Origin of the sequence: Citrobacter freundii ATCC 8090 = MTCC 1658 = NBRC 12681 (genome assembly GCF_011064845.1) — a bacterium.
GTDB lineage: Bacteria > Pseudomonadota > Gammaproteobacteria > Enterobacterales > Enterobacteriaceae > Citrobacter > Citrobacter freundii.
In genome coordinates this window covers 3,410,050-3,435,400 of the sequence record NZ_CP049015.1, presented here as the reverse complement: position 1 = coordinate 3,435,400, position 25,351 = coordinate 3,410,050, and the positions used below count along the sequence as shown (strand labels likewise).

The 25,351-nt window shown below is 50.2% G+C and carries 22 protein-coding genes and 1 tRNA gene; 12 read left to right on the top strand and 11 right to left on the bottom strand.

Features of this window, described 5'->3' with window-relative positions; all coding sequences use genetic code 11:
• Nucleotides 1-7 precede the first annotated feature (7 nt).
• The gene (gene ptsP / locus G4551_RS16640; protein ID WP_003839252.1) at nucleotides 8-2,503 is read left to right on the top strand and encodes a phosphoenolpyruvate--protein phosphotransferase; all 2,496 of its coding nucleotides are present in this window, start codon (nucleotides 8-10) and stop codon (nucleotides 2,501-2,503) included.
• 43 nt (nucleotides 2,504-2,546) lie between these two features.
• Here the strand turns inward: ptsP and G4551_RS16635 are convergent, their stop codons facing one another.
• Nucleotides 2,547-2,726 carry a hypothetical protein gene (locus G4551_RS16635; RefSeq protein ID WP_071524306.1) on the bottom strand — a complete coding sequence of 60 codons (180 nt, stop codon included), beginning with the start codon at nucleotides 2,724-2,726 and terminating at the stop codon, nucleotides 2,547-2,549.
• A gap of 154 nt (nucleotides 2,727-2,880) precedes the next feature.
• On the opposite strand from G4551_RS16635, the gene G4551_RS16630 reads away from it, so the two are divergent.
• Nucleotides 2,881-3,264, top strand: coding sequence for a cupin domain-containing protein (locus G4551_RS16630; protein ID WP_003028244.1), 384 nt, complete (start codon nucleotides 2,881-2,883; stop codon nucleotides 3,262-3,264).
• A 37-nt stretch (nucleotides 3,265-3,301) separates the two neighbouring features.
• On the opposite strand, the gene G4551_RS16625 is transcribed toward G4551_RS16630, so the two are convergent.
• From G4551_RS16625 to G4551_RS16615, 3 genes are read right to left on the bottom strand one after another with little or no spacing between them, the layout of a single operon-like run.
• Nucleotides 3,302-4,165: an AraC family transcriptional regulator gene (locus G4551_RS16625; RefSeq protein ID WP_003839254.1), complete on the bottom strand. Its 864-nt coding sequence runs from the start codon at nucleotides 4,163-4,165 to the stop codon at nucleotides 3,302-3,304.
• 15 nt (nucleotides 4,166-4,180) lie between these two features.
• A complete protein-coding gene (ypdB, locus tag G4551_RS16620) occupies nucleotides 4,181-4,915 on the bottom strand; it encodes a two-component system response regulator YpdB (RefSeq protein WP_003028240.1) in 735 nt (244 codons plus the stop codon).
• A gap of 14 nt (nucleotides 4,916-4,929) precedes the next feature.
• Nucleotides 4,930-6,627, bottom strand: coding sequence for a sensor histidine kinase (locus tag G4551_RS16615; RefSeq protein WP_003839259.1), 1,698 nt, complete (start codon nucleotides 6,625-6,627; stop codon nucleotides 4,930-4,932).
• Between the two features lie 387 nt (nucleotides 6,628-7,014).
• Here G4551_RS16615 and alaC point away from each other — a divergent pair, with 387 nt between their 5' ends.
• On the top strand, nucleotides 7,015-8,253 hold the full coding sequence (alaC, locus tag G4551_RS16610; RefSeq protein ID WP_003028236.1) for an alanine transaminase: 1,239 nt from the start codon (nucleotides 7,015-7,017) through the stop codon (nucleotides 8,251-8,253).
• Between the two features lie 65 nt (nucleotides 8,254-8,318).
• On the opposite strand, the gene ypdK is transcribed toward alaC, so the two are convergent.
• Entirely contained in the window at nucleotides 8,319-8,390 is a 72-nt protein-coding gene (ypdK, locus tag G4551_RS16605; protein WP_010723117.1) for a membrane protein YpdK, read from the bottom strand.
• 343 nt (nucleotides 8,391-8,733) lie between these two features.
• On the opposite strand from ypdK, the gene G4551_RS16600 reads away from it, so the two are divergent.
• Complete coding sequence (locus G4551_RS16600) at nucleotides 8,734-9,351, top strand: lysozyme inhibitor LprI family protein (RefSeq protein WP_003839265.1); 618 nt, start codon at nucleotides 8,734-8,736, stop codon at nucleotides 9,349-9,351.
• Nucleotides 9,352-9,392: 41 nt separating this feature from the next.
• On the opposite strand, the gene lpxP is transcribed toward G4551_RS16600, so the two are convergent.
• Entirely contained in the window at nucleotides 9,393-10,313 is a 921-nt protein-coding gene (lpxP, locus tag G4551_RS16595) for a kdo(2)-lipid IV(A) palmitoleoyltransferase (protein WP_003839269.1), read from the bottom strand.
• A gap of 440 nt (nucleotides 10,314-10,753) precedes the next feature.
• On the opposite strand from lpxP, the gene G4551_RS16590 reads away from it, so the two are divergent.
• A complete protein-coding gene (locus G4551_RS16590; protein ID WP_003028231.1) occupies nucleotides 10,754-10,996 on the top strand; it encodes a YfdY family protein in 243 nt (80 codons plus the stop codon).
• Nucleotides 10,997-11,102: 106 nt separating this feature from the next.
• Here the strand turns inward: G4551_RS16590 and pgtP are convergent, their stop codons facing one another.
• Nucleotides 11,103-12,494, bottom strand: coding sequence for a phosphoglycerate transporter PgtP (gene pgtP, locus G4551_RS16585; protein ID WP_003839270.1), 1,392 nt, complete (start codon nucleotides 12,492-12,494; stop codon nucleotides 11,103-11,105).
• Nucleotides 12,495-12,909: 415 nt separating this feature from the next.
• On the opposite strand from pgtP, the gene pgtC reads away from it, so the two are divergent.
• The 3 genes from pgtC to pgtA are packed head-to-tail and all read left to right on the top strand — an operon-like array spanning nucleotide 12,910 to nucleotide 17,352.
• The gene (pgtC, locus tag G4551_RS16580; RefSeq protein ID WP_103790837.1) at nucleotides 12,910-14,109 is read left to right on the top strand and encodes a phosphoglycerate transport regulator PgtC; all 1,200 of its coding nucleotides are present in this window, start codon (nucleotides 12,910-12,912) and stop codon (nucleotides 14,107-14,109) included.
• A gap of 11 nt (nucleotides 14,110-14,120) precedes the next feature.
• On the top strand, nucleotides 14,121-16,115 hold the full coding sequence (gene pgtB, locus G4551_RS16575; RefSeq protein ID WP_174435666.1) for a two-component system sensor histidine kinase PgtB: 1,995 nt from the start codon (nucleotides 14,121-14,123) through the stop codon (nucleotides 16,113-16,115).
• Entirely contained in the window at nucleotides 16,105-17,352 is a 1,248-nt protein-coding gene (gene pgtA / locus G4551_RS16570; RefSeq protein WP_003839279.1) for a two-component system response regulator PgtA, read from the top strand. The genes pgtB and pgtA overlap by 11 nt, the downstream gene beginning before the upstream one ends.
• A gap of 105 nt (nucleotides 17,353-17,457) precedes the next feature.
• Here pgtA and G4551_RS16565 read toward each other — a convergent pair whose 3' ends face one another.
• On the bottom strand, nucleotides 17,458-17,997 hold the full coding sequence (locus G4551_RS16565; RefSeq protein WP_003839289.1) for a DUF2058 domain-containing protein: 540 nt from the start codon (nucleotides 17,995-17,997) through the stop codon (nucleotides 17,458-17,460).
• Between the two features lie 373 nt (nucleotides 17,998-18,370).
• On the opposite strand from G4551_RS16565, the gene G4551_RS16560 reads away from it, so the two are divergent.
• Both G4551_RS16560 and G4551_RS16555 read left to right on the top strand, forming a co-directional pair.
• Entirely contained in the window at nucleotides 18,371-20,269 is a 1,899-nt protein-coding gene (locus tag G4551_RS16560; protein ID WP_003839290.1) for a methyl-accepting chemotaxis protein, read from the top strand.
• A 174-nt stretch (nucleotides 20,270-20,443) separates the two neighbouring features.
• Nucleotides 20,444-21,073, top strand: a complete 630-nt coding sequence (locus tag G4551_RS16555) for an ECs1377 family protein (protein WP_003839291.1) — start codon at nucleotides 20,444-20,446, stop codon at nucleotides 21,071-21,073.
• A gap of 23 nt (nucleotides 21,074-21,096) precedes the next feature.
• Here G4551_RS16555 and G4551_RS16550 read toward each other — a convergent pair.
• Nucleotides 21,097-21,171, bottom strand: a tRNA-Arg gene (locus tag G4551_RS16550).
• A 75-nt stretch (nucleotides 21,172-21,246) separates the two neighbouring features.
• Nucleotides 21,247-22,188, bottom strand: coding sequence for a formate/nitrite transporter family protein (locus tag G4551_RS16545; protein WP_003839292.1), 942 nt, complete (start codon nucleotides 22,186-22,188; stop codon nucleotides 21,247-21,249).
• Nucleotides 22,189-22,476: 288 nt separating this feature from the next.
• Here G4551_RS16545 and mlaA point away from each other — a divergent pair, with 288 nt between their 5' ends.
• Nucleotides 22,477-23,232: a phospholipid-binding lipoprotein MlaA gene (mlaA, locus tag G4551_RS16540; RefSeq protein ID WP_003028190.1), complete on the top strand. Its 756-nt coding sequence runs from the start codon at nucleotides 22,477-22,479 to the stop codon at nucleotides 23,230-23,232.
• A gap of 59 nt (nucleotides 23,233-23,291) precedes the next feature.
• Here mlaA and fadL read toward each other — a convergent pair whose 3' ends face one another.
• The gene (gene fadL, locus G4551_RS16535; RefSeq protein ID WP_032941151.1) at nucleotides 23,292-24,623 is read right to left on the bottom strand and encodes a long-chain fatty acid transporter FadL; all 1,332 of its coding nucleotides are present in this window, start codon (nucleotides 24,621-24,623) and stop codon (nucleotides 23,292-23,294) included.
• Between the two features lie 371 nt (nucleotides 24,624-24,994).
• On the opposite strand from fadL, the gene G4551_RS16530 reads away from it, so the two are divergent.
• Entirely contained in the window at nucleotides 24,995-25,279 is a 285-nt protein-coding gene (locus G4551_RS16530) for a YfcZ/YiiS family protein (protein WP_003834838.1), read from the top strand.
• Nucleotides 25,280-25,351 lie beyond the last annotated feature (72 nt).

The following is a 25,351-nucleotide window of genomic DNA, read 5'->3' as shown; positions in this document are numbered from 1 at the left end:
AGTTGTTATGCTAACGATTCAATTTCTTTGCCCGTTACCCAATGGTCTGCATGCGCGTCCGGCGTGGGAGCTGAAAGAACAATGCAGCCAGTGGCAAAGTGAGGTGGTATTTATTAATCATCGCCAGAATGCGCGGGCGGATGCGAAAAGCTCGCTGGCGCTGATAGGCACCGGAACGCTGTTTAACGACAGTTGCAGCCTGTCCATTACTGGTCGCGATGAAGAACAGGCCCGGCGAGCGCTGGAGGAGTACCTGCAGCACCGGTTTATTGACAGCGATAGCGTTCAGCCGACCCCGGCGGAACTGGCGGCGCACCCGTTGCCGCGTTCGCTGATTCGCCTCAACCCGGACCTGCTGTACGGCAGCGTGCTGGCAGGGGGCGTGGGAGCAGGTACGCTCACGCTTTGGCAGAGTGATAACCTGGAAAGTTATCGTGAGATTGCGGCGAGTGCGGAAGACAATACCCGGCTGGAGCATAGTCTGGCGACGCTTGCCGAACAGCTCAATCAGCAGCTGCGCGAGCGCGACGGCGAGAGTAAAACCATCCTTAGCGCGCATCTGTCTCTGATTCAGGATGACGAGTTTGCCGGGAATATTCGCCGCTTAATGCTGGAGCAACATCTGGGGCTAGGGGCGGCAATCATTGCCAATATGGAGCTGGTGTGCGACAAGCTGTCGGCCTCCGGTAGTGATTACCTGCGCGAACGCGTCAGTGATATCCGTGATATCAGCGAACAGTTGCTGCACATCACCTGGCCTGAAAGACGGCCGCGTAATGCGTTGGTGCTGAATAAACCGACAATTCTGGTTGCTGAGGATCTGACGCCCAGCCAGTTTTTAAGCCTCGATTTGCAGCATCTGTCTGGCATGATCCTGGAGAAAACGGGGCGCACTTCGCATACCCTGATCCTTGCCCGTGCGTCAGCTATTCCAGTACTTAGCGGCTTGCCGCTGGCGGCCTTTAACCGGTATTCCGGGCAGCATGCGGTACTGGATGCCCGATGTGGGGTATTAGCCATCAATCCAGACGATGCCGTTCGCGGCTATTACGCGATTGCGCAGAAGCTGGCCGATGAATGCCAGCGGCGGCAAGCGCTTGATGCCGCCCAGCCTGCGTTGACCAAAGATAATCAGCGTATTGACGTTGCAGCGAATATCGGTACCGCGCTGGAAGCGCCGGGAGCGTTTGCCAATGGTGCGGAAGGGATTGGGCTGTTTCGTACTGAAATGCTGTTTATGGACCGCGACAGCGCACCTGATGAGCAGGAACAGTTTGAAGCCTACCAGCAGGTCTTACTGGCCGCGGGCGACAAGCCGGTTATCTTTCGCACCATGGATATCGGCGGCGATAAGAACATCCGCTATCTTAATATTCCGCAGGAAGAGAATCCGTTCCTGGGTTATCGCGCGGTGCGGATTTATCCGGAGTTTGCCGGGCTTTTTCGCACTCAATTGCGCGCGATTTTACGGGCGGCGACCTTCGGCAATGCGCAACTGATGATCCCGATGGTGCACAGCCTCGACCAGATTTTATGGGTAAAAAGCGAACTGCAAAAAGCGTTGGTGGCGCTGAAAGCGGACGGCTTACGTCATGCTCCGACAATCTCACTGGGAATTATGGTTGAAGTCCCTTCGGTGTGTTACATCATCGACCATTTCTGTGATGAGGTGGATTTCTTCAGTATTGGCTCAAATGACATGACCCAGTATTTGTACGCCGTTGATCGCAATAACCCGCGCGTTTCGCCGCTGTACAACCCGATTACGCCGTCGTTCCTGCGCATGTTACAGCAGATTATTCGCGTGGCGCACGAACGCGGTAAATGGGTGGGTATTTGCGGCGAACTGGGCGGTGAAGGACGTTATTTACCGCTGCTTCTGGGCCTCGGGCTGGACGAGCTGAGCATGAGCAGCCCACGTATTCCGGCGGTAAAAAGCCAGCTTCGTCAACTGGACGGTCGGGCATGTCGTGAGCTCGCCATGCAGGCCTGCGAATGCCGTAGCGCTCAGGAGATAGAAGATCTGCTAAACCAGTTTGCACCGCAGAAAGATGTGCGTCCGCTGCTGGCGCTGGAGAACATCTTTGTCGGCGAATCTCTGAGTAACAAAGAGCAGGTGATCCAGTTCCTGTGCGGCAATCTTGGCGTTAATGGACGGACTGAACATCCGTTTGAACTGGAAGAGGATGTCTGGCAGCGCGAAGAGATCGTCACCACCGCCGTCGGCTTCGGTGTGGCTATTCCGCACACGAAATCCCAGTGGATCCGCCATTCCAGCATCAGCATTGCCCGGCTTCTGCAGCCCGTTGACTGGCAGTCTGAGATGGGTGATGTAGAACTGGTGATCATGCTGACGCTGGGTGCCGATGAAGGCATAAACCACGTGAAGGTCTTCTCGCAGCTGGCGCGCAAGCTGGTGAACAAGCAGTTCCGCCAGTCGTTGTTTGCCGCTGAAAATGCTGAGAGCATTCTTGCGCTGCTGGAGGCAGAACTGACGTTTTAAGTTTGACAGCAAGAGTGGATAAGAGGGTCAGAAAGGGAAATTATCAATCAGAGAACGGTAGTTTCCCGGCCCTCAACAGCGTCATCTCTTGCTTGCAGAGCAGAACTACCGCCTGGCGACCTTTAACACGGCGGGAGGTCAGGGCTCTTTTCACGGTCCGACGATCCGCACCTGATTCCAGCATCTGAAAACACATCAGGGAGAGTGCACGTCTGTTCTTCATCGTATATTCACTTTATTGAGTAAGCCTGCAGGGTTTAGCTAAAGGCCGTTATTTTACAACGATCCTGGCTGAGATTACGAATCGTACAATAAATGACCGCTGCTGATATAATTTAAGAGCGGCCATGCGCGTAATCAACCTAAGGAGGTGCGCAATGGACAAAGCAGAAGTGAAGTCATTTGGTCTTCCAGACGAAGTTCGTGAGTTCCCTCACGGGCGACTGGAGCTTCTCGATGTGGGAGGTGCAATCGTCGGCCGTGCTGTCCTGGAGCCAGGCTGGCGGTGGTCTACGTCAGTTCAACCTATCGCTGGAACGAAGAGTTGCGAAGCCCCTCATTTTCAGTACCACGTTTCCGGTGTGCTGCGGGTAAAAATGGATGATGGCAGCGAATTTGATTGTAAGCCCGGTGAGCTGTCGCGCATTCCTCCAGGCCATGATGCTTGGGTGGTTGGCGATGAATCCGTGGTGATTGTTGATTTCCAGGGAATGGTCAATTGGGCTAAACACACAGACATCGGCTGTAACGACTCACCATAAAGCAAAGATGCGGCGGCCCTGGCAGGTGTTGACATAATCAACGCGCTGACTGAAAACGCGCGCCGTACTCTCCCGGCGTCAGGCCAAACTGACGCCGGAACAGGCGGCAGAAATAATCACTGTCATGGTATCCACACCGCTGTGCAACTTCGCTAATCGACAGATGGTATTTCTGCAAGATAATGCGCGCCTTCGCCATTCTTACCCACCGCAGATACTCGACGAACCCCATAGTGCCGTGCTGGGCAAACACTTTTGACAGGTGATTGGGTGTGATATTAAAAAACTGCGCCACGCTTTCGCGAGTCAGCGGCTGGGCATAGTTATCTTGTATCCAATTACACATACTATGATAGAGAAATTCAGCGCGTGGGCGCTCTGTGTCTGGGCGGGTATTCACCACGCTACGACACAGATGCAGCAGACTAAGCACCAACGGCTGAATGATATCCTGGGCCTGAGGAGAGCGGCTTAAATGCGTTAATGCGGTGAGCATCGCCTCGCCTTCGCCGCGCTGTGGATGGGGTAACTCAATACGGCGTACCGGACGAAGCAGCGATGCAGTTCGATTATCGTAAAAAGAGAGTCCCAGCCATGCCGGAGAAAAAACCAGGCTCAGCAGCATCACGGGTTTGTCGCCGCCGGGCAGATTGGCCGCTTTCGCCGGGATAAACAGCATGTCGCCTTCTGCCAGGTTATGCTGCTGTTTTTGCAGTTGGTTGCTGTATTCCCCACGTAGCACGATATCAAGGCGCGGAAGATCAATACATAAACTGCCGGTCGGTAACGTGGTGGGCTGGGTTGCGAACCACACGTGCCCCAGACGCTGTGGGTTTAACACCAGGCCACTGAACAGATCGGCGAAAAACTGTTGGTCTGCGGGAAGGCCTGGCTCTTTCATCGCTCTTTCTCTGCGCTATAAGTGCATTAACTGTCTGAACTCTTTCACTTTACTCCGACTAACCGGGATTTCAAATTCCAGATCTTTTAAGCGCAAAATATAGGTATTGTTAAACCAGGGTTCGATCTCGCGGATTTTATTCAGATTCACGCAGAACGAGCGGTGGCAGCGGAAGAAATGCGAAGCCGGCAGTTTGCTGCAAAATTCGGTGATGTTCATCGGCATCACGTACGATTCGCGCCGGGTGTAGACAAACGTCATCTTTTCATGGGCTTCTGCGTAGTAGATGTCGTTGATCGGGGTCACGATGATCCGCTCATCTTTGATCAGGTTGATCGTATCGTTTTCGCGGGCCACCGGACTGGCGAGCGAAGTTCCCGTTTGCTGCTGTTGCCAGGCGGCTTCCAGCTTTTGCAGCATGCTGACAATGCGTGATTCCTGGTACGGCTTCAGAATGTAGTCAAAAGCTTCCAGTTCGAAGGCTTCAACGGCGTGCTCTTTCCACGCGGTAATAAACACAATAAAGGGTTTATGCGCGAACTGGCTGATATTTTGTGCCAGCAATACGCCGTCCAGCGAGGGAATATTAATATCCAGAAAAATGGCGTCAACGCGGTTGTGCTGGAGATATTTCAGCACGTCCAGACCATCGTCAAACGTGCCGACAATCTCCATCTGGCTGTGCTCTTTTATCAGCCAGCTCAGTTCCTGTTGGGCCAGGAATTCATCTTCAACAATGATGACTTTCACGACTTCACTCCTGGTTAAAGCAACAATGTGGCCGGTGCGGCTGCGGGCGAATGCTGATTCGGTACATAAAAGGCAATCTCAGTGCCTGGCTCCAGACGGCGGATATGTAATCCCTCACCGTAGAGCAGCTTAACGCGATGGTGCACATTCAATAGACCAATTTTATTGCCCGGCATTTCATTGGATTCGACCCGTTCAATCACTTTTGGATCGATACCGTGGCCCGTATCCCGCACGGCTATCCGTACCCGGTTACCACACTCCGCCACGCTGATGGTGACCACACCTTTCCCTTTGCAGGGCTGAATCCCATGGACGATAGCGTTTTCTACCAGCGGCTGAATCAGCAGGCTGGGAATATAACAGCTTACCTCTTCATCGATATCATAAATAACCGTTAGTTTGTCGCCAAAACGCGCTTGTTCGATGGCGATGTAATCCTTGATTTGATACAGCTCTTTTTTGATGTCGATCTGCTCATCGTCTTTTAATTCGATATTGTAGCGAAGATAACGCGACAAATTAAAAATGAGCTGGCGTGCGGTGTCTGGGTTAAGTCGTACCGAGGATGAAATCGCGTTCAGGGCGTTAAACAGGAAATGAGGATTTATTTTACTTTGTAGTGCGCGTAGCTCTGCCTTATTTGCCATTTCGCGTAGCTGTTCCGCCCGGGAAACTTCAAGCTGAGTCGAGATAATTTGCGACAGGCCAATAGCCATTTCCTGCAGCGAGGAGGTTATCTGGTGGGCGTGACAGTAGTAGATTTTTAGCGTACCGGTGACAACACCTTTCTCCCACAGCGGGATCACCAGCATGGAGTGTATTTCCGGTGTGCGATGCGCTTCATCATTGTTTTTAATGATGATTTTTCCGTAATTGATCGCCTGCTGAGTGGTAGGACTGACGAAATCATCGTTATCACGGTAGTTAAGTTCCCCCACGCCAACGTAGGCCAGAACGTGCTGGGTATTGGTAATCGCGACGGCGTCCGCATGGATGTCATGGCGAATAATTTCGCATACCTGGCGGAGCGACTCGCTGTTAACCTGCCGAAAAAGCGGCAAGGTTTTGTTGGCAATATCCAGCGCCAGCTTGGCCTGCTTCGCGGCGCTGGCCTCTTTCTCGCCCTCCACGCTTTGCACCAGCATGACGATAAAGCCAATGCAGACGCTGCCCAGGATCATTGGGATACCGATTTTTGAGACAATATCCAGTCCCAATGCGATAGAGGGGGCCCAGACGACGACGAGGATCATCGTCAGGGATTCGCACAGCATTCCGCCTAAAATGCCCGCTCGCCAGTGCTGCGCTTTAGGGATCTTACGGTTGATCCACCCGGCAATACAGCCTGCCAGAATACTGGTGATAAAACAGGGCAGGGCGGTGACGCCGCCGATGTCGATCAGATAGCGGTGGGTACCCGCGATGAGGCCCGTAATGATACCGACCCACGGGCCAAACAGAATCCCCCCTGACATGACCGCGATAATACGCACGTTAACCAGTGAGCCTTCAACCGGTACGCCGGACCAGGTACTGAACAGGGCAAACATTGAGAAAATCGCGGTAACGGCGAGCAGCTCTTTTGGGGAGTGGGCTGATTTGTGCAACAGTTCGCGGAACAGGCGGATACGAATCAGGAAAAACAGACAGAACAGCATCAGTGCTGCCCGGTCAAATACCGCCAGCAGCATATTGAATATTTCGTGCACGGGTGACTCTTGCGCAAGGGTTAAACCTCTATGATAGGTAACCTGGGCCAGGATGACCAGCGCCCACGCAGCCTGTGCCTAATGAGGAAAAACCATAATATTAAAAGGGGATTGTTGCATGATTGTTGTATTTACAATACCTGTCCTGTCAGCGCTGCGTTCAAGGTAATGTATTTAACAACAAAATGTTAAATGATGGTAATTTTAAGCGGGTTGTGAAAATGAATATTTCCTCATTTTACTATGTTGTTCCTCTTTTTTGTCAGGAAAAAATATTTTGTTTTGCCTCTCGACAGAAGGAAATTATTCAGGCTATTTTCTAAACGTGCCACCATCGTGGCAGCGTCGCTCGGACGGTCCGGGCGCTAACGTTAATCTGAGGATATTATGGCTGACTCCCGCCCTGAACGTCGCTTTACGCGTATTGATCGCCTTCCCCCGTACGTTTTTAACATCACGGCTGAACTGAAGATGGCTGCGCGTCGGCGCGGCGAAGATATTATCGACTTCAGCATGGGGAACCCGGATGGGGCCACGCCTCCTCACATTGTTGAAAAACTGTGTACCGTAGCGCAGCGCCCGGATACGCACGGTTATTCCACCTCTCGCGGTATTCCGCGTCTGCGTCGGGCGATTTCCCGCTGGTACCAGGAACGCTATGACGTTGAGATCGATCCTGAATCCGAAGCCATTGTGACCATCGGTTCCAAAGAGGGACTTGCGCACCTGATGCTGGCAACGCTCGATCACGGTGATACGGTCCTCGTACCCAACCCAAGTTATCCCATCCATATTTATGGCGCGGTGATTGCCGGCGCGCAGGTACGATCTGTGCCGCTGGTCGAAGGCGTCGATTTCTTTAATGAGCTGGAGCGCGCGATTCGCGAAAGCTATCCGAAACCGAAGATGATGATCTTAGGTTTCCCGTCGAACCCGACTGCGCAATGCGTCGAGCTGGAGTTCTTCGAAAAAGTTGTGGCTCTGGCTAAACGCTATGACGTGCTGGTGGTTCATGATCTGGCCTATGCCGATATTGTCTACGACGGCTGGAAAGCGCCGTCGATTATGCAGGTACCGGGCGCTCGCGATGTCGCAGTTGAATTTTTCACCCTGTCGAAAAGCTACAACATGGCGGGCTGGCGTATCGGTTTTATGGTGGGCAATAAAACGCTGGTGAACGCGCTGGCGCGAATTAAGAGCTATCACGATTACGGGACCTTTACACCGTTACAGGTTGCGGCTATCGCCGCGCTGGAAGGCGATCAGCAGTGCGTGCGAGATATTGCAGAGCAATATAAACGTCGTCGTGATGTGCTGGTCAAAGGGCTGCATGAAGCTGGCTGGATGGTCGAGGTGCCAAAAGCCTCGATGTACGTTTGGGCGAAAATTCCAGAGCAATACGCCGGGATGGGGTCACTTGAGTTTGCCAAGAAACTGCTGAATGAAGCGAAGGTATGCGTTTCACCGGGGATTGGGTTTGGTGATTATGGTGATACGCATGTGCGTTTTGCGTTAATTGAAAACCGTGACCGTACCCGTCAGGCTATTCGCGGTATCAAAGCAATGTTCCGTGCAGATGGCCTGTTACCGACCAGTGCAAAATCGACTTCTGAAAGTACCGACTGACCGAATGTTCCCCCAAAATGCAAACAGGAGCCTGATGGCTCCTGTTTTTTGCTGCGTCTTTTAATTTAGATCATCAGGGCGAAAGTACCGGCCCAAACGATGACCATAAAAGAAATGCCCATAAAGAAATATTTCACTTTTCATCTCTCCGCATACCTTGGGTATGTCTAAATGAACATATGCTTACCTGACAGAGAGCTGATGCACGCATAAACGAAATGGAGAATTCCCCTCGTTTACTTGGCTGCATCACCTCAGAATTCTGAGCTTTAATGCTCCAGACGGCGCTAATGTACGCCTAAAAATGAGGTGAGACAAGAGGCATTTTTTTATTTAATTTTAATAACTTACAAGTGTCGTGATTCGGCGACAGTTTAATTTCTCTCGGTAATAAATTGCTATTGAGCGACGGAATGCTTACTCGGATAGTTCTCATATCGCCATGATGTTAATGCGGTTAATTTTTCGCGGAATTTAATAATGAAAAGGTTAAAAATGACCAGGTTAATGATGTTAGCACTCGCTCTTACGCCGTTGACGTCGATGGCGGCCTCGCCGCTGGCGTTCAATTTCAGCTGCGCAAGTATTGGTGGTGTGAATAGTGATGGTAAAGGCAATGTCTGGATTGATGGCGGGAAGGCGACGGTGAAGGCTTTCAATGAAAACTATTGGGAGGCGACAAGTGGTAAAAATACCGTTTCTATCTCCCGCAAAGATGACGGAAATCCGGACGTATCCTGGACTGGACCTAATCGTAAGCACGGGGTTTGCCTGCCGGAGGATAATATTGATTATTCTCCAGCGAAAAAATCGACCAACGCAGGTCCGTCTTACTCCTGCTCTGCTGTTCAAAAGGGAAGTGCGGAAGATATTATTTGCCAGAGCCCATCGCTCTCTGCAATGGATCTGAAATTGAACGAAATTTTTAAACAGGCACTGGCTAAATCGAAGAATGATCCGATGTTAAAAGCAGAGCAGCGCGGTTGGATCAAAGGACGCAACGAGTGCTGGAAGGAGAAGGATGATGAGCCAGCCTGCATTGCCCGAAGCTATAGCGAACGAATGACTGAACTCCACAATAAATGGGGCGTGAAGTAATTCAGCCGTAGAAAAAAAGAAAGGCCTTGCGGCCTTTCTTTTCAGATATACAACGAGGCTTCACCCATCGGGCGCGTTTTGAAGCGACGGTGGATCCAGAGATACTGCTCGGGGGCGCGCATGATCTCTTTTTCGATAATTTTATTCATATAGGCCGCTGCCTGGCACTCATCAGACGGGTAACCTTCCATTTCAGGCGTGATGAACAGGCGATAACCAGAGTTATCTGCTTTTCTCACCATGGTTACGGTCAGCATCGCTGCACCAGACAAACGCGACAGCACGTAGGTACCGTTGGTGGTTGCCACATCTTTGACGGCAAAGAAGGGGGCAAATGAGCTTCCTTTACGACCGTAGTCCTGATCGGGGGCAAACCATACGGCTTCTCCTTTTTTCAGAGCACCGACAATACCACGTAGATTATTTCTGCCGATCATCGCCTTGTTGGAGCGCATACGACCACGGGTTTGGATCCACTCCATCAACTTATTGTTGTGCGGGCGATAGGTCGCCATCATTGGCTGACAAAGCCCCATTACGCGGCCACCCAACTCGAGCGACATAAAGTGTACACCTACAACCATCACGCCACGATTTTGCAACTGGGCGCGCTTCAGGTTGTCCAGTCCTTCTACATCAAACCATTTACGCACCCGACGGTCCGGCCAGAACCAGGCCATACCTGTTTCAAGTAGCCCCATGCCGAGTGAACGGAAATTCTCATCGACCAGTTTGTCTCTTTCTTCCTGCGACAAATTTGGGAAACAGAGTTCGAGATTTTTACGTGCAATAGATTCACGGCGTTTTAAAAATGGACGAGCCAGCGTTCCTGTACGAGTACCAAGAAAACACAATACGGGATAGGGAAGCTGTACCAGTAACCAGAGCACTCCAACACCAAACCACGTGAGCCAGTAGCGCGGATGCAAAAACGCGCGTGAAAATTTACATTGGGGGAACATAAGCACCTGTTGTTGATACGAAATAGATGTATCGCGAAGATTCTTTGTCTTTCGCTTTACACTCTGTACTGATCGTTAGGCCGCCATGAACGACATTGGTTCCTGTAAAGAGTGTAAAACTGAGTCAGGACAAAACCACGAGGGGGCATGAATGATCGGACGCACAATGTACACCCGAAAATTAATGTCAGCCAGAAATAATTACTCAAGATTCGTAAATGTTTTTAAGGCGATTAAGAACAAAAATTAACCTATATATAATCCGTTGTTTTTATGCAGATTAAATAAATGTCTGCCCGAGAGAGTAATAGTATGCAGGTGAAGGATTTTTGTAACTAAGATGTTGCTGAAATTGCACGAGGATAGGAATTGTCTTAGAATATAAAGTTAAGGGAGTGTAAGGACTTACGTTAAGTTTACGGCAAACAGGAGGTATCGCTATGCTCTATTTCTGGATCTTTCTCGCTCTGAGCATTTTGTGCGTCAGTTGCTATATCTGGCAGGTTATGGGCGCTGCGGCGTCAATCAGCGCTTTTCTCGGCATGGCCATCCTTACGGCATTAATTTACTTTTTTACTATGCGATTGACCAATGGTAACGAAATGGTAACCGGGTTATTCCTGTTTCTTGCTCCTGCTTGCGGTTTGATTATTCGCTTTATGGTGGGTTACGGTAAGCAATAATTTGGAATGTTACGTTTAGCAATAAATTATCACGTTGAGCTTTTTTATTTATCTGAGTTATTGAAGTGCCAGCATCGCTGGCACTTTTTTGTGAGAGCGAAATGAATTACCGGGCATCCGCCAACTGGAGTGAGGCTTCCTCTTGCTGAGCATTTTTTCGCTGCTGTTCGAGCTCCAGCGCGCCACGATGAGAGAGGTAGCAAAACAGGATGCAGCAGACAATCCCACCCATCAACAGATAGAATCCGCCATGCCATCCCATTTTGTCGACCATTACGCCAAACAGGCTGGTTCCCAGCGACGCGCCAAAAATGTAGCTCATAAATCCGCGTAAACCTACCGCTGACCCCACTGCGAAGCTGGGGACGATTTCCATCGTCTGAACAGAAGCGAGGAACTGTGGAACATAGATCAGGCAACCCACAATGGCGGCAAAAATAGTGACCATCAGCAGGGATTCACTTTTCCAGTAGCCGATCAAACAGACGAAAATCAGCGCCATACAAATCATGGCCAGCGGCATGCGACGGCCTTTAAACAGTTTATCGGTAAGCCAACCCGCCAGTAATGTGGAAGGGATTGCCGCCCATTCAAAAAACAGAAAAGCGATGCTCATTTGCTCTTTCGAAAAATGTTTTTCGGTTAACAGATAAATAGGCAACCAGCTAATCATGCCAAAACGCACCATATAGACGAAGACATCTACCAGTGATACATACCAGGCATTCTTATTACGCAGCACATAGGTGCAGAAGATCTGGAAGGCACTCATATTTTCTGGCGCCTGGACAGTGTGTCGGGAATTTAATACGACTTTTTCTTCCGGCATCATTTGTTCCAGAGCCGGTAAGCCTTCCTGGCGTGGTGAACCTTTCCCGAGCATTAGCACAATAAAAGCGAACAGGACGGCCACACCGGCCGGAACAATATAGCTAGCACTTTGCCAGTGCTCGCTCCCCAAAATGGCAAATGCGGCACCCACGATCGGGGCAACAATACCACCGCCAACATTGTGAGAGATATTCCAGAATGCGCCAACGCGTCCACGTTCTTTACGCGGAAACCAGTTGGCAATGGTAATAAATGAAGGGCCAACGCCCATACCCTGGAACAAACCATTGAAAACGACCAGAGCGGCAAAAATCCAGAATCCGGTACTGAATCCTAAACCGACGTTTACAATGGCACACAGAATCAGGCCGCATGCCATAAAGACCTTAGGGCTGGCCTTGTCTGCCAGGCTGCTCATAATGCCTTTACTGATCCCATAAGCAATAAGCATGCAGCTGCTGAGTAGACCAATTTGTGTGGCACTGAGATCCAGATGTTCCTTCAGGTACGGTGTTGAGAGCGTGAAATTATTGCGCACAATATAGTACGCAAGATAGCCAAGAAATACGCTGAGTAATGCCTGAATGCGGTATCGGCCATAAGTTTCCTGGACTTTCTCCGCCGGGACTTTATTTGCCGCTGGCCCTGCTTTAAATATTGATAACATATCATCACCTAAATTTATATTGATGTGAATATCAGGATTTTTCGCAGTGAAGAGTGAAATAGGTGGCAGAGAAACTCAAGTTGATGAAATGAGTCACTATTGACACAATTTGTGGATTGCGTGGCTGATTTTGACTCTTTTTAAATAATGGATTTTAAATTCTATTCTTTTACGGACGTTTTTATCATCAGCGTGTGCGGATATTAACAAATTCAGGCTGCATTTTCGGGTATTCTTTACCGATGCCGTCACTTTCCGTTTGGTTATTCTACGAATAACCTTATTCTTAACTCTGGCAGTGATAAACGGGTAAGTTTTGTCTCAATATTATTTTTTGCACATGTTGGTATTTATGAACGGGATCACAAACAGACTTTTGGACCGGGGGCGTTGTTGGGCGATCTCGCTCTGTTTTATGTCGCTGTCGGTGAGTTGTCTGGCGCAGGGTAAAGAGCTGGTAATGGCAACAACCTTTTCACCGGGGGCAACGGCCTGGATTATTCAGCGTTGGCAGACGGAACCGGGGTCGGTGATGATTCGCACATTAAACCGGACCAGCAGTTCACTGGAACAACTGCTTGATACTGCCAATGCGGAGAACGTCGATTTGATTTTGACCTCGTCGCCCATGCTGTTGCAGCATCTTCAGGAGCATCAGAAGCTGGCGCCCTTCGATAATGTGCTGCCGGAAAGCCAGCGGCTGGTGCCGGACTCGATTCGTTCTACCTCCGTGGCTGTTGCGATATCTGGTTTTGGCCTGTTGATTAACCGTTCTGCGCTGGCGGCGCGTCATTTGTCGCCTCCTGCTGACTGGGGGGATTTAACGCATCCTAAATATCAGAACGCTTTGTTAATGAGTAGCCCATCGCGTTCCGATACCAACCATCTGATGGTTGAATCGTTGCTACAGCAAAAAGGGTGGGAAGAGGGCTGGGCGACATTACTGGCGAGTGCTGGAAATTTGGTGACGATTTCATCACGCAGTTTTGGCGTAGCCGACAAAATTAAGAGCGGCCTTGGCGTTGCGGGGCCGGTCATTGATAATTATGCCAACTTGCTGCTTAACGATCCTCACCTGGCATTTACCTATTTTCCACGCTCGGCGGTATCGCCAACCTATGTTGCTGTTCTCAATAACAGCCAGCACCCCAATGAAGCGCGTCGTTTTATCCGCTATTTGTTAAGCCCGGAGGGACAGCGGATCCTTGCGGATGCGAATACGGGGAAATACCCGGTAACGCAGCTCGCATCTGATAATCCCCGCGCCGCTCAGCAGGCCATTTTAATGAACCAGCCTGCGCTTAACTATCGGCTGATCCTTAAGCGGCAACAGTTGGTGCAGCGGATGTTTGATACCGCCATCAGTTTTCGTCTTGCGCAACTAAAGGATGCATGGCGGGCGCTATACAGTGCGGAAGCTCGCCTGAAACGCCCGCTACCCGAAATCAGAGCCTTACTGACCAGCGTTCCGATAGATGCCAAAAGTAGTGAAGATGAAGCCTGGCTTGCGCAGTTTGATAATAAAAGCGTTGCCGAACAGCAGATGATGGAGTGGCAGCTCTGGTTTCTTAAAAATCAGCGTCAGGCGATATCAAAACTGGAAGAATTAAAATGAAAGGTGGATCGATACTGCACCGTCTGCGTCAGCTCAGCATCAGCAGCAGTCTGCGAGGAGCCTTTCTGACGGGTGCATTACTGACGTTGAGCGTAAGCTGCGTCAGTCTGTACTCCTGGCATGAACAGAGCTCGCAGATACGCTATTCGCTTGATGATTACTTCCCGCGCGTGCATTCCGCTTTTTTGATTGAAGGGAATCTCAACCTGGTTGTGGACCAGCTTAATGAATTCCTGCTGGCTCCCAATACGACGGTAAGGCTGCAACTGCGCAATCAGATAATCTCGCATCTGGATAAAATCGAAGTGCTGAGCAGGGGGTTGCAACCAGCAGAACAGCAGCAACTGGCGGTGATTTTGCAAGACAGCCGGGCGCTGATGGCGGAACTGGATCGGGTGCTCTACAACATGTTCCTAGTACGCGAAAAAGTGAGCGAACTTTCCGCGCGCATTGATTGGCTACATGATGATTTTACTACTGAGCTGAATTCACTGGTGCAGGATTTTACCTGGCAGCAGGGGACGTTGCTGGATCAAATCGAGGCCAAAAATGGTGATGCGGCGCTGTATCTCAAACGTGCCCGAGAGGTGCAAAACGAGCAGCAGCAGGTTTACACCCTGGCAAGAATTGAAAACCAGATCGTTGATGATTTACGCGACAGGCTTAATGAACTGAAATCGGGTAGCGACGACGGAATGCTGGTGGAGAATCACATCCGCTACCTGGAAAATCTGAAGAAAACGGCGGATGAAAATATCCGTACCCTTGATGACTGGCCCAGCACTATCACCCTGCGACAAACTATCGATGAGCTGCTGGAAATCGGGATGATGAAAAATAAAATGCCCGATACCATGCGCGATTATGTCGCAGCGCAAAAAGCGCTCGTTGATGCCAGCCATGCCAGAGAGGCCACACTTGGGCGCTTTCGAACACTGCTTGAAGCGCAACTGGGGAGCAGCCATCAGCAAATGCAGACGTTTAACCAACGGCTGGAACAAATTGTTCGTGTCAGCGGTGGACTTATCCTGCTGGCGACGCTGCTGGCGCTACTTCTCGCCTGGGGGCTTAATCACTTTTTCATTCGTTCGCGTCTGGTGAAACGTTTTACTGCGCTCAACCAGGCCGTGGTGCAAATTGGTCTTGGCAGAACGGATGCCACTATCCCGGTATATGGACGCGATGAACTGGGGCGTATCGCAGGCTTGCTGCGCCATACTCTGGGCCAGTTGAGCGCGCAAAAAAATCAGCTGGAGCAGGAAGTGACCGAGCGCAAAGAGATTGAATCCGATCTTCGCGCAACGCAGGATGAGCTGATCCAAACCGCAAAACTGGCGGTGGTCGGCCAGACTATGACCACGCTGGCGCACGAGATTAATCAACCGCTGAATGCGCTGTCGATGTACCTGTTTACGGCGGGGAGGACAATTGAACAGGGGCAATCCGCTCAGGCCAGAAGCACATTAACCAAAGCGGAGGGACTGATTACTCGCATTGATGCCATTATCCGTTCGCTGCGTCAGTTTGCGCGCCGGGCCGAGCCAGGTACGCCTCTGCATCCGGTCGATCTCCGACAAACGTTCAATGCTGCCTGGGAACTGTTGTCCATGCGGCATAAGCCACAGCAGGGTACGCTGACGCTCCCAGATCGGAGCGTGTGGGTGGCTGGTGATGAAGTGCGTATTCAGCAGGTGCTGGTAAACGTCCTGGCAAATGCGCTGGATGCCTGTCCGGTAGCGGCGAAAATAGATGTTCACTGGCAGGCCGAAGGCAGCCGGTTGTGCGTATTTATCAGCGATAACGGCCCCGGCTGGCCTGGGGCATTATTACCATCACTGTTAAAACCGTTTACCACCAGTAAGGATGTTGGCCTCGGTATTGGCTTATCGATTTGTGTATCGTTAATGATGCAAATGAACGGCGAACTGCGCCTGGCGTCAACCCCGGGGCGCAATGCCTGCGTCGTTCTGCAATTTAATCTGACGGATGTAAACGATGTTGAGTGATGAATATTCTGTTCTGCTTATTGATGATGATGCCGATGTTCTCGACGCTTACACCCTGTTGCTTGAACAGGAGGGATATCATGTATTCGCATGCAGTAACCCTTTTGATGCCCGAAATTGGTTGCAGGCCGACTGGCCAGGGATTGTCCTGAGCGATGTGTGTATGCCTGGCTGTAATGGAATCGACCTGATGACGTTGTTTCATCAGGATGACAATCAGCTTCCGATCCTGTTGATCACCGGGCATGGCGATGTTCCGATGGCGGTGGACGCGGTGAAGAAAGGGGCGTGGGACTTTCTGCAAAAACCGGTTGATCCTGGCAAACTGCTGGTGTTGGTAGAGGATGCGTTGCGTCAGAGAAAATCTGTGATTGCACGTCGTCACTATTGCCAGCAAAAGCTACAAGTTGAACTGGTCGGCTACAGTGACTGGGTTAATCAGTATCGCCAGCGTTTACGGCAACTGGCGGAAACGGATATTGCCGTCTGGTTTTATGGCGAGCCGGGAACCGGGCGTATGACCGGGGCCCGTTATTTACATCAACTTGGGCGCAGCGCTGAAGGCGCGTTTATTCGCGGTGAACTGACGCCCGGGAACTCGGAACAACTCAATGACCTTATTGCCCAGGCGCAAGGGGGAACGCTGGTTCTGAGCCATATTGAGTGCCTGACGCGTGAACAGCAGCACCATCTGGTGCATTTGCAAAGCCAGGAGCGACGTCCGTTTCGCCTAATTGGCATTGGCGCCACTTCGTTGGTGGAACTGGCGGCAACCAACCAGATTGTGGCCGAACTCTATTACTGTTTTGCGATGACGCAAATTGGTTGCCAGCCGTTGTCTCAGCGCCCGGATGATGTTGAACCGCTGTTTCGCCATTATCTGCAGAAAGCCTGTCTGCGTCTGAACCATCCTGTGCCTGAGATTGACGGGGAATTACTAAAAGGTATGCGGCGTCGCGTGTGGTTAAGCAATGTTCGGGAACTGGCCAATGCCGCCGAGCTTTTTGCCGTTGGGCTATTGCCACTGGCTGAAACCGCGAATCCGCAACTGCATTTGCCTCAACCGACACCGCTCGATCGTCGGGTCGACGAGTACGAGCGGCAGATCATTACTGAAGCGCTAAATATCCATCAGGGGCGTATTAATGAAGTCGCGGAGTATCTACAAATCCCGCGTAAAAAACTCTATTTACGCATGAGAAAATACGGACTGAGCAAAGAACACTATAAGTTTTAGCAGGCGGAATGTGGGGATGAAGAGACGTTGACAGTATTTCGGTGGCAGCGTGAGCGTTCACCGAAATATGTGACGAAATTCCGGGTGATTATTGAGGGGTTTTGCTTACCACATCAGATCATCAGGAATGACAAAATCAGCATACGGATCGTCTTCATCCTTAGCTTCCTGGCTCAGTTCGCAATTAAGCACGATATAGCTTGCATCGCGCTGGGCAATCTTGTCGGCGACGACTGCCGGAATGATGGCGTATTCGCTCTCGCTACCACTTTCAGCCGTCAGACGGGCAATAGCCAGACGGCCCTTGATCAACTGAGACTGAGTCACCTTATCAACATAGACTTTTTTGATCAGATTATTGTCAGTAAAGTTGTAACCAATATCGCCACGGGTAATGGTGATTTTATTCATTTCAATTAGTTGCTTGATCTGCGCTTTATACTCTTTAGACAACGTGGCCTGCTTCTGTTGTTCGCTGAGTTGCTTATCACGCTCGATCTGCGCTTTTTTATTCTCTTCAACCGCTTCTCTGGCTTCACGAGCCTGAACGCGCGATTTTTTCGCCGTTCTCTGCACTTTCGCCATTTTTTTGCTGCTGACCAGACCCGCTTTAAGCATCTGTTCTTGTAGGGTAAGTTTTGTCATTGTCGCTTCTAATCCAAAAAATTGTTGTAAGGATTATAACCTTAACGTTCGGCGGGATGCCAGAATGATGGCCGCAGTCACGGCTGTTATCTCGGCTGCTATCACTGTCCTGAGTCTCTCTCCCTTGCTGAATCAGTTGATGATTACCTGATTTTTTTAATAAAAAATAATATGCCGAATAAGTTAATAAGATGGAGCATAGGTTTGCAGATTCAGATTAGACAGCGTTTTATTCTGATTGAAGTAATTAAATAGAGTTATCCTGGTAAATATTTAATCTAAAAAACAAACAGTTGCCCATTGCTCAAATTTAAAGAGCCGCTTCTTTACGCCGATAACCATAATGAAAATATGGACAATGGAGGGAAGTGGCATGTGGTGGGTTTATCGAATGCCGATGAAAATGAAGTTAATAATCGCGCTACAACCACTATTACTGGCGTTGTGTTGGTTTGCAGGTTCAGGAATATTGACGCGTATTGAGACAGAACGGCAGATGGAGAATATTGCCCAACTGACAGCGCTCGCACGCAGTGCTGGAAATGTGGTGCATGAACTGCAAAAAGAACGGGGAATGAGTGTCGGATTTCTGGGGGCTGCAGGGACTACGTTCAAAGATGAGTTAAACGCACAGCGGGCTTTGACCGATCGCGAGATCGAGGTATTCGTGCGCTCGTTGTCCGATACTGCATTACCGGAAGGGGATGTTGCTACCTCTGTCGCTGCGTTTAAGAAAAACATTCTTTCGCTCGCCACCATCCGGGAAAATGTCACGCAGTTGGGGCTTCCAGCCGCAGATGTGGTCAAGTTTTACACCAACGTCATTGCTGATGTGCTGAGTTTTGTCGGTAAGTTGGGGCAGTTGACGGATTCTGGCGAAATGGCAAACGCATTCGCCGCCTACTACAATCTGCTGAATTTGAAAGAACAAGCGGGTATTGAACGGGCACTGTTATCAAATATCTTTTCCTCCGGTCATTTCGCCGACGGACAGTTACATCAGCTCAGTGATGTCGTCAGTAAACAGAACGTCTGGCTGGCACAATCGTTGCGCCTGAGCTCGCCTGAACAGGCGGCCATGTTGAAAAATCGCTTACAATCTGCAGAAGCGTCAAAAGCCCTCTCATTTCGTGAAACCGCGTTTAATCATGTCGAGAACGGTGGATTTGGTGTCGATCCTACTACCTGGTTCAAAGTACAAACTCAGCGTATTGAAGTGATGCGGCAGATAGAAAATGTGACGGCGAATTTTCTGTTGGCGAATGCAGAAAAACTCGCGCAGGATGCACGAAAAAACTGGCAAATATATATGGTCGTCAGCTTGTTAGCGCTACTGGCATCATTGACCTTCGCTGGAGCCATCGCAATCAATATGCATCGACAATTCAGCGACACGCTGCGCAAGATTGCGGGGATGAATGGCGATCTGACTCAACGTCTGGCGACGCCGGGTAAAGATGAGCTTTCCTCACTTAATCGTGCCTATAACACGATGCTGGAAAGTATTCAGCATATCGTACAGGAGATTAAACAAGGCGCCGTGGTTTTGTCCGATGCCAGCAGCAGTATTACGGTGGGAAATCAGGATTTGGCTCAACGTACAGATGAACAGGCTGCATCAATAGTACAAGCCGTGGCCAGTATGGAGCAGCTATCAACTGCGATTACGCAAACAGCGGATAATGCCCGCGAAGCGGAGCATCTGACAATCAGGCTGGAAAAAGAGGTCCGACAGGCCAGTAACGTTGCCACTGCGGCGAACCAGAGTATGGGGGATATTCGCGCTTCCAGTGAGAAAATATCGAATATTGTGACCTCAATTGATGATATCTCGTTTCAGACTAACTTACTGGCGCTGAATGCGGCAGTGGAAGCTGCGCGGGCAGGAGAGATGGGCAGGGGGTTTGCGGTTGTGGCCAGTGAAGTGCGGAATCTTTCGCAGCGTTGCGCCAAAGAAGCTAACCAGATCCGCGAGCTGGTTGCGCAGAACATGGTTAAAATTAGTGAGGGCGTTGAGCGGGTCACGGCGTCCGCTACCGCGCTGGAAGCGGCAGCGGACAATACCACCAGTATGAAGCAATATATTGCGGATATCGCGCGTGTGGCGACGGAACAGTCGCAAGGGGTAACCCAGATAAACCAGGCTCTGCGACCGATGGAGCAGGTTACGCAGCAAAATGCGGCGCTGGTTTCTCAGGCCGCGAGCGACAGCCAGCGGCTGGACAATCTGTCGGTCACCATGAAGGGGCTGGTCAATCGTTTTGTTGTCTGACATGACGCCGCTGTACCGATCCGGTAAACGCGCCGGATCGGTCAGTTGTCGTCATCTTAGTGTGATGGTATGAAGCAAATATTGGGCGGGTTAAGCAAAGATTCCTGACATAGCAATCTTGTCGCTGGTAAAGTGAACAACCGATACCGAGATGTGGCCAGAAGGGAATTCCGTGTGACTGAACGTATTGATTATGAGACTGAAAAATACAGCTTTACTGAGGCGACTGAGAGCTCCCGCCTTACCGGCCAGTGGGCTGATGTTATTACTGAATGTCGCGAATTGAAGGCGGGACCGCAAGAGCGTCTGCGTATTGCTTTATTGAATGTGGACTACGTGACCAGTTTTGAGTTGCCTTTCCGCCTGTTATTACTCCGTACCCCGCAACTGATTGCCAGCGTGCGTGAAGAGCTGCAGCTTAGTCAGAAAAACGTCATCTTTAACGGCAAACGCTTTGGTTGTGTTTACAGCCTGAAAGCGAGTCTCGGTGGGATACCGGATGAATTTCAGTACCGCCTGTCGCATCGAATCCGGCGCATTAGTCCTGCAGGTTCAAGCGAAGCGCCGTATCAGCAGATTGCTAAAACAGTAAAAGCACCACGCGAACGTCTGAAGCTGGCACTTGAATCAGGCCTTGATGTCACTGCGCTGGACGGGCTTTTCTGGTTTGGCAGCCAGCGTATTGCCGCTGATGTGTTGAGGCTGAGAAAAGCAGGGATGCGGATAGCTACCAAGCAGACAATGGTGTCCGACAATCTTACTGCAACAGTGAGGAATGTGCCGTTTTATCGCCTGGCTAATTAATGGATGAACATGAGAAGTATATATGGTGTCCCCTGCAGGAATCGAACCTGCAACTAGCCCTTAGGAGGGGCTCGTTATATCCATTTAACTAAGGGGACGAAGCGGCACGAGTATAGCGTTTTTTACTCACAACGGTAAGTCTCAGGCCGCCCGACTGCTCAAACAGTCACCATTCAGGCCTGTTTTTTCTGGTTTTTCTGCGTTTGCTCATCACGCTTTGCTTGTAACCGGGCTTCTTCCTTGCGTTTGTTGCTCATATCATTGCGGATCTGCGCATGGCTCATCAGCGCGAAAATAAACGTTCCGCCACAGATATTCCCGGCGAGCGTTGGTAGCGCAAAGGGCCAGAAAAAATCACTCCAGTGCAGCGTGCCATTAAAGACCAGATAGAGAATTTCCACCGAGCCAACGACGATATGCGTGGTATCGCCTAACGCAATCAGCCAGGTCATCAGAATAATGACCACAATTTTTGCCGCTCCGGCGGCGGGGAACATCCACACCATCGTGGCAATTAACCAGCCAGAAATGATGGCGTTGGAAAACATCTCCACAGGAGAGTTTTTCATCACATCCATGCCAATTTTGACGAAAGCATCGCGGGTCTCTTCATCAAAAATCGGCATATGTTCAAACGCCCATGCTGCAACCCCGGTGCCAATAATATTACCCAGCAGTACCACGCTCCACAGGCGCATCAACAGGCCAAAATTGCCGAGGGTAGGGTTTTGCATCACCGGCAGTACGGCGGTGACGGTATTTTCGGTAAAGAGTTGTTGGCGGGCCATAATGACAATAATAAAGCCGAAGGTATAACCGAGGTTCTCGAGTAAAAATCCCCCTGGCACACCTTCCAGCTGTACGTGAAAAATCCCTTTAGCCAGTAGCGAGGCGCCCATCGACAGTCCGGCTGCGATGGCTGACCACAGCAGGGCCATTGCGTCGCGCTCCATCTCTTTCTCCCCATCCTGGCGAATATGTTCATGGATCGCCATGGCGCGGGAGGGGAGTCTGTCCTCATCAAGCTCTATCTTTTTCCCTGTTAGTTTTTCATCGCTTTCCACTTCGAGTTCGTCGCTGTGTCGATCAATCTTATCTTTCTTGATGTCATTCATGGCCGAATCCTGAATAAGCACGTATTGCTAAAGCGTAGCGGCTTTTCTCTGAAAATCAGCGGGAGAAAGTCTGAGATAGCAAAAATGGTAACGTTTGTTTTTATCGGGTTAGTTAGAATAGAACCGCCGCGGAGTGCGTATTACCAGGCTATGATCAAATCAGTAAGACAGGGTATATAGACATCATTTGACGTGCTGTTACAATCGCTCACATCTAAACAGGCGGATACGTCATCGTTCCGTCATGGATGGCAATCAGCGATAGCCATAAAACACAGGGAGATACTTATGAAGCTTCGCCTGTCGGCGCTTGCGCTGGGAACCACACTTTTGGTGGGGTGTGCGAGCTCCGGTACTGAACAGCAGGGGCGTTCGGACCCATTTGAAGGGTTCAACCGTACCATGTACAACTTCAACTTTAACGTGTTGGATCCCTATGTTGTTCGACCGGTAGCAGTGGCCTGGCGTGATTATGTTCCGCAGCCGGCGCGTAATGGTTTAAGCAACTTTACGGGGAACCTTGAAGAACCGGCCGTCATGGTCAACTATTTCCTGCAAGGCGATCCTTATCAGGGGATGGTGCACTTTACCCGTTTCTTCCTGAATACCCTGTTAGGTATGGGCGGCTTTATCGATGTGGCAGGTATGGCTAATCCGAAGTTGCAGCGCGTTGAACCACACCGCTTTGGCAGTACGTTAGGCCACTATGACGTGGGTTACGGGCCGTATATGCAGCTTCCGTTCTACGGTAGTTTCACACTGCGTGATGACGGCGGCGATATGGTCGATACCCTGTATCCGGTACTGTCCTGGCTGACCTGGCCGTTGTCGATAGGCAAATGGACGGTTGAAGGGATTGAAACTCGCGCGCAATTGCTCGATTCTGACGGTCTGCTGCGTCAGTCTTCCGATCCTTACATTATGGTGCGTGAAGCTTACTTCCAGCGTCATGACTTTATTGCGAATGGTGGGAAACTCAAACCAGAAGAAAACCCGAACGCGAAAGACATTCAGGACGATTTAAAAGAGATCGATTCTGAGTAAGGAATTGGGCAAATAAAAAGGTGAGCTAAAAAGCTCACCTTTTTTACGTCTGAAGAAAATCAGAATGCGTAGTTCAAGTTCATACCGTACAACCAGGCTTTCCCTTCAGATTCAAAGGAGTATGGGCCTTCTTCGAACTTTACTTTCTGACCGTGCATATAAGAGATGCCAACATCCAACGATGCATCCTTATTAAAGGCGTAGGTTGTGCCCGCGCTCAGCCAGAAGCGGTCCTGATCCGGAATAGAGATGGAACGACGGTTTGCCGGAACCGGGCTATCATCAAAGGCGATACCGGTACGGAACGTCCAGGTATCATCATAGTAATAAGTAGTACCGAGCGCGATGCGATAGGAGTCTTTGAAGCCTTCTTCTTTATAGAACAAGGTTTGGCCGTTGTTGCCTTTTGCTTTCAGCTCCTGGAACTGACTCCAGCTGGTATAAGCCATGCTGTAGTGAACCGCCCACTGTGGTGCAACGCGGTTATAACCTGAAAACTCCCACATTTCCGGCAGGTTCAGATCAAGTGAACCATCGATCGTACTGCCGTTGGTTCCTGCTGGCAGGCTGGCGAACACTGGACGCAACTGCGCAGGAATACGATCCATTGATGGCAGATTGCTGCGGTAATCACCGTTGAAGTCAATTTTTACTTCAGAACGGTAGGTGAAACCGTAGCGGTTATCTTTGTCTACTTCATAAAGAAGACCAGCATTCCAACCGAAGCCCCATTCGTCACCTTTCAAGCGCGCAATCTGTGTATCTGCCGGATATTGCGCAGCCAGTGATGGAGGAATTCTACCCCCGGAGCCTGCAACGATCTGCTGTGGTAAATCGCCTGCATAGCGTTCAAGCTTCGCTTTGGCATAGATGGCGTTTAAACCGAGACCGAAGCTAAAATGATTGTTCAGGCGATAAGCACCGCTCAGGTTTAGATTGAGCGTTTCCAAATCGGTTTTTCCGCCCATCGAGCCTGCTGTGTAATTATTGTTAAACTCCGTAGCCAGGCCGTAGTTAGAGGTGACTGAGGCCCCCCAACCAAACTGATCGTTAATCGGAGCAACAAAATGCACGTTCGGTATCCAGGCTGTTGGGGCGATATTATCCTGGCTGGCGTCATTGCCAATACGCGAGCGACCGGAAATATCTACATCCGGGTCAACGAAAATTGCACCCGCAGAAAAAGTAGGGCGATCGAACATCATAATCAGTGCCGGGTTACGACTGGCGTTTCCTGCATCATCCGCAATTGCGCCTTCACCCGAATATGCCCGGCCAAGGCCAGAGGAAGAAAATTCGTTTAACTGAAAGCCTGCAGACCAGGCCTGTGTGGAGATAATTGCCACTGCGACTGCGAGAGCAGACTTTGTAAACAGGGTTTTCTGGCTCATGACCATAACCTCATAGATTTATTTTTATACAAACAATGTTACATACCGTAACAGGAGCGCGAAGTGTAGGGTCTGAGGTACGACTTAGAAATCAGACCAGTGGCGTGAGTATAGGTCGGACCAGCTGGAATGTTGCAAGTATGTTTATAAATATTTTCAAATTTGATCAGAGAAACGCGATCCAGCTGGCAAAATTGCGGAGGTGCGCACTCACCTGTTTGGGCGATTTTTGTTTTAGATCATTTTTAAGTGTGATTTCGGTCACTTATCGCATTTCGTACAATTAACGACTGGAGAGGCGAATAATGGGAGCGTAAAATATCCCCATCGTTTATCTGGCACCTCAGGTGCGAATACAGAGGAAATCTACAATGAGTAAATGCAGTGCTGATGAAACCCCGGTTTGCTGCTGTATGGATGTTGGCACCATCATGGACAACTCCGATTGCACCGCGTCCTACAGCCGTGTGTTCGCGAATCGCGCAGAGGCAGAAGAAACACTGGCCGCTCTTACTGAAAAGGCACGTGGCGTGGAATCTGAGCCTTGCCAAATCACTTCGACCTTTACTGAAGAGTCAGAAGGTGTGCGTCTGGATATCGACTTTGTTTTTGCCTGTGAAGCTGAAACGCTGATTTTCCAGCTGGGCCTGCGTTAATCCCCCTCTGCAAAAGCCCTTGCTATCTGATAGCAAGGGCTTTTTCGTAACTGTCAGTGATTATTCACTGTG